The sequence below is a fragment of the Corynebacterium tuberculostearicum genome (genome assembly GCF_022347385.1).
In the GTDB taxonomy this organism is placed as follows: domain Bacteria; phylum Actinomycetota; class Actinomycetes; order Mycobacteriales; family Mycobacteriaceae; genus Corynebacterium; species Corynebacterium tuberculostearicum_M.
In genome coordinates, this window is record NZ_JAKRDT010000033.1 from 1 (window position 1) to 6617 (window position 6617).

A 6617-nucleotide genomic window follows, 5' to 3' on the forward strand; every position below is an offset into this window, starting at 1 on the left:
CAACCTCAACCTTGCCGTTGGAGGCCTCTGGCTTGAAGGTCTTCTCACCGGTACCCAGAACAGACTTGCCGTCCTCCTTGCTAATCAGCTCAGCCTTCAGGGTGTATTCCTTACCCGGAACAAGGTCCTTATACGTCACAGTGTCAATAACCGTGGCACCCTTTTCTACACGGTTACCATCCTTGATGGAAGCTTCCGTTTCAATCTTGGGCTCAAGACCCTTCTCCTGCTCACTAGTAGTAGGAGTCGGTTCCGGATTAGGCGTTACATCAGTCGTCTTATCCGGAGTCGTCTCGGAGGTGGTGTCCTTCGGAGTGGTTCCCTCAGACTCAGACGGCTCAGGATTCTCAGTTGTCTCGTTCGGAGAAGTCTCCCCGCCAGGATTTTCCGGAGTCGTCTCGGAGGTGGTGTCCTTCGGAGTGGTTCCCTCAGACTCAGACGGCTCAGGATTCTCAGTTGTCTCGTTCGGAGAAGTCTCCCCGCCAGGATTTTCCGGAGTCGTCTCGGAGGTGGTGTCCTTCGGAGTGGTTCCCTCAGACTCAGACGGCTCAGGATTCTCAGTTGTCTCGTTCGGAGAAGTCTCCCCGCCAGGATTTTCCGAAGTCGTCTCGTCCGAAGAAGTCTCCTCAGAAGAAGTCGTGGGCTCTTCGGAACCACCACCATTGTCAGGCTCATCAGGCAGACCGGGCTGGTCTACCGGAATGACAGACTGAGCCTTTGAATTGCGATTGCCATTCGGATGCACAACGGTAATAAACGCATCTTCAGGCTGCTTCGCTATTTCCACCGTCGGGTCTTTTACAAGCTTCGGCACTTCTTTGGGTCCCTCGATTTTATAACCCGTAAGCGCCGTAAACTCTTCGTGTGATCCAGTAAACCCTGGGAAATAGTCTTTGCTATTTCCTACAATAGTTTCAAATGGTAGGTTCTTTGGATTCTGATGCGAATCAAGGAACATCAACAGGTAGACGTAATAGTTGGCAGCCGCCTTTTTATCCCCTCGTGCAGCTGCAGCTTCCATCTTCCGCCCGAGATTGATGACGGCGTCGTGATACTTCTCATTAAACTTAAGTTTCGTAGCGTTCTTCTTTTTATACGCGTCCCACGTATTGAGAGGGGTTTTAGCGTGCGGTTCAATACACCAACCCCAGCCCACATCATTATTTTTGTTTCCACCATTGCCAAAGCCGGGCCCTGCTGGCTCTCCCGCCCAAACAAGCAGACCCCAAGAGTAGTCCGCGGCAAAATGCTGTGGGTCTTTTTCTTCCTTCTTAAGCTCGTTGCCCAATGTATTGTTGGGCGTAAAATCGGTAGGCTCAGCAGCCTCCGCCTTCGCTCCCGGAACGGTGACCATGGCCGCAATAACCGCAATCGCAGCAAGCACTGCAGTAAAGACCATCCACCCCTCTCGGGATATGTTTTTTAATCTACTCATTTTTCCTCTTCGAGCGGTACAAATACTTACATTCGCTTCCTGTACAGCGAGTTTTCGCTGAGCAGAACCTGAAATTGAGACTTGAACACACTGCAGTTAACCAGGGGATTCTACCCAAATCTAGATCAACTTTTATTGTGTACTTAGGATGGTATCATGGGAAAATTCAAGGCGCTAGCCGGGGATTTTTTAGAAACGTGCATGCTATGCAGGCTTTCTAATGTCCTAGACGCGGATAGACGCATATGCTTTCGCGAAGTGCCCAGTTATAAGCATATTTAATTGAGTTATAATAATCTCATTTTCCGCATACACGGCTAAAATGTTGACCTATTTCACACTAGTATTAATCTTAACCATACCCGCTTAAACCCTTCCATGCGCCGCGTTTTTAGTTGAACTTGTACGAATTTGAGAATTGGCTTTGCATGTAGTTTCCCACACTACTCCGCGTGGTATCCATTTATAGTTTGTCGCTACAGATGTTGCTAAAGTGCATTCGAAAGCAGTGCACACCTGTTCTATCATGTGGCCATTCAGCGAGCCTTAACTCCATTGCCATTTATCTTCGAGAAAAATATGTGATCGCCAACTCCCCCTAAGGTCGCCACAATCACACTTTAATGCTGAGAGCGGCTTGTTGGTAGGGGTGTTGTGGAACGGTGATAGGGCTGGATTCCGACTAGGTGGTGGGCCGGGCAGCTGGCCTTGTCGAGGCCAGCTGCCCGGCTTCTATTCCGATCGACTTCTCGTTGGGGCTATGTGTGGTGCTTGCCAGGTGTTGGCGCATGTCGTAGTCGTGGAGTTCGATGCGCTGTCCGGCATGGACTCTGCTGACCAGTGAGTCTGCTCCGACGGGGTCGGGTAGTTTCTTCACCCAGTAGGCCGCAGTCGTTTGGGAGACGATGATGGTCGGCAGTCTGCCGTCGCGGTCGAATATGATCTTGGTTAGGTCTTCTTGTCCACGCTGGTTGATTCCTATCGTTAGGAAATCATCGAGGAGGAGCACGTCAACGTTTTGTAGCTTGCGCATTTTAGCTACGTAGCGTTCATCTGCCGGCGAGAAGGCCGCTAACTCATCGACGAGCTGATCCAGCCGGTAGTAAGCGACGCTGTATTCGGCCTGGCAGGCAGCAATACCGATAACACAGGCGATGTAGGTTTTACCCGCACCGGTGGGGGCGAGGACGTGCACATTGGACGGCTCGTCGCGCCAGGGAGTTGCGGCCAGCCGATTGAGCTGGCGCAGGTTCAGCCCGCGCTTATTGGGGTTGATCAATTCGGTCAGTGTTGCGCCTGGGTACCGAAATTTCGTCTGGGTGATGGCCTTGGCGATGTTGGTCTGTCGGCGTTTGGAAGCGGTTTCTTCCACGGCTTTGAGGAAGATTTCCTCGGCCAATGCGTTGTTCGTGTCATCGGCGGCGACTAGGTCGAAGAAGATGTCAGCGAAGGTCGACAGACGCAGTATGCGCAGCTTAGCGCGCATGTCGTCGTAAAGGTTGATGGTGGTCATGGTGGTCTAGGCCTCCTTCTTCGAGGTTGTGGTTGGGGTGTCGTAGTAGCTGGCGGGGCGTAGGCACACCACGTCTGCGATGTCGGTGATATCTCCAGTGCGCGATCAGCCAGTGGGAGGGGTCTGGGCGGTTGGCACTTGGTCGTGGGCGTGACCGTTGCGGGGGATATCGGCTTGAATCCGCGCGATGACCTGCATGTTGGGCGCCAGGTTATGGTCGATGACTTGCTGGCAAGCAGACTCTAGCGTGGTCTTGTTGTGCTTATTGCCCAGCTTGACGAGCACGTTGTGGGCGGTATGCAGTCTGCGGGGCACGGCTTTGGCGTTGCGTTCCAAGATTGATGAGACAACCTTGGTGGTTGCCGGCCCAAACGAAGAGGCCCGAGCAAGCAGCTCGTCGGGGGGGGTAAGCGGTTTGACCCCGGCAATGTCCCTCTCCGGGATATGGGCTGGGTCGTTGCAATAGCGGTACTTGAACCTGTGCATGCGTGAGTGCTCTGCGACTAGGTCGTCGTCGAAGATGCTCACCAGGCTGTTGGTCAGCCGTGTCTGCAGGGTTTTGCCGATGTATTGGACAGGCACTGAATAGTACTGATAGTCGCAGCAGATGTGCCAGTTGCGGTGAACTTTGACGTTTCGCCAGGACACTTCCGTAAACGGGGCATCTGGTAAGTCGCGCATCATGGGTGCTTCATCAGCATCAAACAACTCTTTACGGGTGATCCCATCGAGCCTAGGCATATTCATGTTGATGTCGTCGACGCGCTGAGCGATAGCCTCATTGAGTTCATCAAGGCTGTAGAAGGTGATCCCGTCGAAGTAGCCGAGGATGCGCGAGTAGACGAGTTGGACGGCACGTTCCACAGCGGCCTTATCCCGAGGTTTTCCAGGCCGGGCCGGCACGAGCAGGATGTCGTAGGAGTCGGCGAAGTCCGCGTAGCGTTCTTGAATGCACCGGCCGGGCTTGTTCTTCACCGGCTGGTAAGTCGCGGTCGGTGCGTTGTCAGGAACGATGATGCCAGGGCATTTACCGAGGTAGTCCAAGGATTTCACATGGCAGGACATCCAGTTGTCCATCTTCTCGTTAGCTGTTGCTGACACAGACAACAGCGAAGAATAGGGGCAGATGGCCACGAATAAGCTGGCTTTCATGCCGACTTCACCGGTGGCCTTGTCAATGATGGAAACCTTGTGGCCAGCCCAGTCGACGTAGAGTTCCTAGCCTGGCTCGTGTTCGACAATCGAGGTCATTCCGGTGGTGCGGATGAGGGTGCGCAGACGTTCGCAAAACTGGGAGTACTGATACTTCGACTCGCCTTCACCGGCAGGTGCAGCAACGTAGCCCATCCACAGCTTGTGGCGGGTCAAGTGCTTGTTGTTGGCTAGTCGCTTAGCGAGCTTTTCGAAGTCTGTCTGGTCGCAGCGCTTGCGACGGGCCTCGCGATGGTCGCTGAAGTGCTCGTCGAAGAATGCTGGATCCAGCTGAGCATACGACTCCTTGGTGATGCTCAGATCCGCAATTAGTGTCTTGGTTTTGGTAATGTCCCGGTTGGAACATCCCAACGCCGCAGTGATGGCAGCATAGCTTCCCCCGTCCAAACACATCGCCATGATGTCTTTGAAGCTGGCCATGAAAGGCCCTCCTTAAGGTCATGAAAGGTGATAACGCGCCAGCACAAGCTGTGCCAACGCCACCTATACAATGACCGAAAACAGGGAGTCCTACCACCTATCCGGAAAACCCCGACCAACTACGCGGATTGCCCCCTACCCACTACGCCGAAACGGCAGGGTGGGTGTTATCAGACTCGATGCGGACGGAAGCATTGCCGCTGCAAGCTCTTAACCAGGCGATCGTGTGTGCTGAGGAAACAACAGGTCTCATTTACCATGATGATCACGGGTCGCAGTATGTCAGCGTTGTCTACAATGAGCGGCTTGCCCAGCATGGGATTGCTGCTTCCACTGGAACGGTTGGCGACTCCTATGACAATGCTCTTGCTGAAAACGTTAACGGCTCCTACAAGAACGAGCTGATCCATACCCGCAGGTGGGATGACGTTATCGAGGTAGAAATCGCGACGCTCAAACGGGTGTCATTGTGGAACGAAACTAGGCTCCACCAAGCTTGCGATACCGAACCCCGGTCGAGGTGGAAACCGAATTGTGGAAGCAGAACCCGCCAGAGGAAATAATAGCAATCAAGACAAATGCCTAGGAACAAAGTTCGGGGCACTTCATTTTAACCCTTACCCAAATGTTCCTCACTAGAAAATAGCTGATTTCTCAATCCAAGCAAGGGGGAGCAGTTCACACCCTGGAGGGGATTTTTGGTGTTTAAGTCTCAGCCCCGGTGGGGCGACCCGCAGGCCGCCTCACCGAAGCTTATGGACTACTTGATGTAATCCTGCATACCCGGCTCAAGCTCGGTTGCGCCGGACGGTACGGACTTAATCTCAACGCGGTCAGCGTTGGATGGCAGTGCGTTACCAGTCTCTTCAGGTTGCTGACCCTGGACCTCGACGCCACGGCCATGTCCATTGTCAGAGTTGCCGCCCTGAGGAGCATCCTGACCCTTGTCCTCGTGACCATTGCCGCCCTTGTGGCCGTCGGTGTGCTTACCGTTACCACCATCGTGGTTGCCGGTGTTATCACCGTGGCCACCATTGTGGTTGCCATGATCCTTGTGGTCGTGGTGATCCTTGATGATCTTGCCCAAGCCGATGCCCGGAATCAGGATGAGCCACCACGGAATCTTGCCCTTGGAGGAACCGTTAGAGGATCCATCCGAGGAACCGTTGGAAGAACCGTTAGAGGAACCATCCGAGGAGCCGCCTGGCTTGTCCTGATCGTGGACCTCGTGGGAGGTCACGGTCTGGTCCTCATCATTGATGTCCTTGTGCTCAGCAATGTGGTTTGGCTTCTCCGGAGTAGTACCCGGAGTCTCCTCGCCCTTGTCGTTGACCTCAGTGGAGGTGAGCTCCTCGAAGGCAACCGCAGCCTCAACCGGCTCGGTCACATCATCATTGACGGTGATGGTGACAGGCTCCATGCCGTTGGACTTCTCCGGAGTGAAGGTAGCTTCACCCTTGCCCAGCACAGACTTGCCGTCCTTCTTGTTAATGAGCTCAGCCTTCAGGGTGTATTCCTTACCCGGAACCAGACCCTCGTAAGAAACCTGGTCCACAACCTTGGCACCAGCAACAACCTCACGCAGGCCACCCTCGAAGTCAGCGTTAGTGGAAACCTTCGGAGTCTTCTCAGAACCCTCAGAGGTCACAGTCTGATCTTCGTCATTGATGTCCTTGTGCTCACCAACCGGATTCGGGTTGTCCTCATCGGTCGGGTTGTCCTCACCGTGCTTATCCACCTGGGTGGAAGTCAGCGTCTCGAAGGCAACCGCAGCCTCAACCGGCTCGGTCACATCATCATTGACGGTGATGGTGACAGCCTCAGTGCCATTAGCGCTCTCCGGAGTGAACTTGTGACCCTTAACCTCACCAAGAACGGTCTTGCCGTCCTCCTTGGAAATCAGCTGGGCATCCAGAGTGTATTCCTTACCCGGAACCAGACCCTCGTAAGAAACCTGGTCCACAACCTTGGCACCAGCAACAACCTCACGCAGGCCACCCTCGAAGTCAGCGTTAGTGGAAACCTTCGGAGTCTTCT

6 protein-coding genes are annotated in these 6617 nt (G+C 54.0%); 1 reads left to right on the plus strand and 5 read right to left on the minus strand.

Annotation, left to right across the window (positions count from 1 at the left end; all coding sequences use genetic code 11):
• The 4 genes from MHK00_RS11540 to MHK00_RS11555 all read right to left on the minus strand — a co-directional run.
• Positions 1 to 1399: VaFE repeat-containing surface-anchored protein (locus MHK00_RS11540; protein WP_250411945.1), on the minus strand; the 1399-nt coding region annotated here is incomplete at its 3' end.
• 718 nt (positions 1400 to 2117) lie between these two features.
• Positions 2118 to 2948, minus strand: coding sequence for an ATP-binding protein (locus MHK00_RS11545; RefSeq protein WP_250411949.1), 831 nt, complete (start codon positions 2946 to 2948; stop codon positions 2118 to 2120).
• Between the two features lie 105 nt (positions 2949 to 3053).
• Positions 3054 to 4100, minus strand: a complete 1047-nt coding sequence (locus tag MHK00_RS11550; RefSeq protein ID WP_250411951.1) for a Mu transposase domain-containing protein — start codon at positions 4098 to 4100, stop codon at positions 3054 to 3056.
• A gap of 66 nt (positions 4101 to 4166) precedes the next feature.
• Positions 4167 to 4580: a hypothetical protein gene (locus tag MHK00_RS11555; RefSeq protein WP_250411954.1), complete on the minus strand. Its 414-nt coding sequence runs from the start codon at positions 4578 to 4580 to the stop codon at positions 4167 to 4169.
• A gap of 179 nt (positions 4581 to 4759) precedes the next feature.
• On the opposite strand from MHK00_RS11555, the gene MHK00_RS11985 reads away from it, so the two are divergent.
• Complete coding sequence (locus MHK00_RS11985) at positions 4760 to 5143, plus strand: integrase core domain-containing protein (RefSeq protein WP_366512279.1); 384 nt, start codon at positions 4760 to 4762, stop codon at positions 5141 to 5143.
• Between the two features lie 197 nt (positions 5144 to 5340).
• Here MHK00_RS11985 and MHK00_RS11560 read toward each other — a convergent pair.
• On the minus strand, positions 5341 to 6617 hold a 1277-nt coding region (locus MHK00_RS11560), incomplete at its 5' end, for a VaFE repeat-containing surface-anchored protein (RefSeq protein ID WP_250411956.1).

Excerpts from the sequence above, each read along its gene's own strand:
- MHK00_RS11545 (WP_250411949.1), bottom strand. The coding sequence starts at position 2,948 with ATGACCACCATCAACCTTTACGACGACATGCGCGCTAAGCTGCGCATA.
- MHK00_RS11550 (WP_250411951.1), bottom strand. The coding sequence starts at position 4,100 with ATGAAAGCCAGCTTATTCGTGGCCATCTGCCCCTATTCTTCGCTGTTG.
- MHK00_RS11555 (WP_250411954.1), bottom strand. The coding sequence starts at position 4,580 with ATGGCCAGCTTCAAAGACATCATGGCGATGTGTTTGGACGGGGGAAGC.
- MHK00_RS11985 (WP_366512279.1), top strand. The coding sequence starts at position 4,760 with ATGCGGACGGAAGCATTGCCGCTGCAAGCTCTTAACCAGGCGATCGTG.